Source organism: Moorena sp. SIO3I6 (assembly GCF_010672095.1).
Genome location: NZ_JAAHHU010001414.1, coordinates 1 through 1,314, shown reverse-complemented (window position 1 = coordinate 1,314; position 1,314 = coordinate 1). Strand labels below are relative to the sequence as shown.

The 1,314-nt window shown below is 43.7% G+C and carries 2 protein-coding genes; both read right to left on the bottom strand.

Annotation, left to right across the window (positions count from 1 at the left end; translation table 11 throughout):
• Positions 1–203 precede the first annotated feature (203 nt).
• A complete protein-coding gene (gene folP / locus F6K49_RS49825) occupies positions 204–1,064 on the bottom strand; it encodes a dihydropteroate synthase (protein WP_293021129.1) in 861 nt (286 codons plus the stop codon).
• Positions 1,065–1,191: 127 nt separating this feature from the next.
• On the bottom strand, positions 1,192–1,314 hold a 123-nt coding region (locus F6K49_RS49820; protein WP_293101840.1), incomplete at its 5' end, for a triose-phosphate isomerase.

Genomic DNA, 1,314 nt, shown 5'->3' with positions numbered 1-1,314 from the left:
GGGCCAGAGTAATTAGAGCAATAATAATGTAAGCATATGCGCTACGCGCACGCTACTTGAGGTGCCGTCAGCTGTCAGCTGTCAGCAAATGTAACAGAGATTAAACCAATGCTTACCTCTTTTATTCAAAAGCTAATAGCTTAATGCTGATAGCTGAATACTGATAGCTTAATGCTGATAGCTTAATGCTGATAACTGAATGCTTAAACACGCCAAATCGCATCAGCAACACGGCAGACATCATGGAGCTGGCGAACATCATGTACCCGCAGGATGTCTGCTGAACCGGCAATGGCACTGCAACAAGCCGCAGCAGTTCCCCAAATTCGACCCTTGGGGTCTGGTTGATTGATAATGCGTCCAATAAAGCTTTTCCGAGATACTCCGACTAACATCGGTACACCAAGGGCATCAAACCTAGGCAGTTGCCGCAGAATCTCTACACTTTGCTCAGCGGTTTTGGCAAAACCAATGCCTGGGTCAATAATAATATGCGATCGCTTAATTCCTGCTGCGATCGCGGCATTGACCTGATTCTCAAGAAAGCTATAGATTTCCCCAATTAAGTCTTGATAATCAGTTAGTTTTTGCATGGAAACGGGGGTGCCTCGGATATGCATTAAGACAATGGGTACCCCCAACTGGGCTACGACTGGAAACATGTCTGGGTCAAATGTGCCACCGGAAATATCATTGACCATATCCGCACCAGCTTCTACCGCAGCCTTAGCCACAGATGCTCTAGTGGTATCGACAGAAATGGGTATCTTCAGCACTAAACCCATTGCCTCTACCACAGGCAGAACTCGTTTCAGTTCCTCGGCTAGGGAAATTTGCTCAGCACCAGGTCGAGTCGATTGACCACCAATATCGATAATATCAGCACCAGCATTTACCAGATCGTAAGCTTGCCTTAAGGCAGCTTCTAGGGTATAGTGTTCACCGCCATCACTAAAACTATCGGGGGTAACGTTCAAGATACCCATGATATAGGTTCGTTTACCCCAGTCGAAAGAATAGTTCTGGATGGTTAATTTTCCTTTATCCATCACTATATAGATCATGGCTAATTGCGAATTAAAAATTGCCCATTGCAATTAACCAATTAACTAACTAATAATAAGCTAACTAACAATTAACAATTAACAATTAACAATTAACAATTAACAATTAGCCAATGACTAATCACAACTACTGATAATTGACAATCCTGGCAAAGCTCGCAGGTTCCAAGCTTCCTCCGCCCACCAGTACTCCATCAATTTCTGATTGAGCCATAATTTCATCAATATTATTGGGTTTGACGGAGCCACC

Bases quoted from the DNA above. Each gene is read 5' to 3' on its own strand.
- folP (WP_293021129.1), bottom strand. From the start codon at position 1,064: ATGATCTATATAGTGATGGATAAAGGAAAATTAACCATCCAGAACTAT.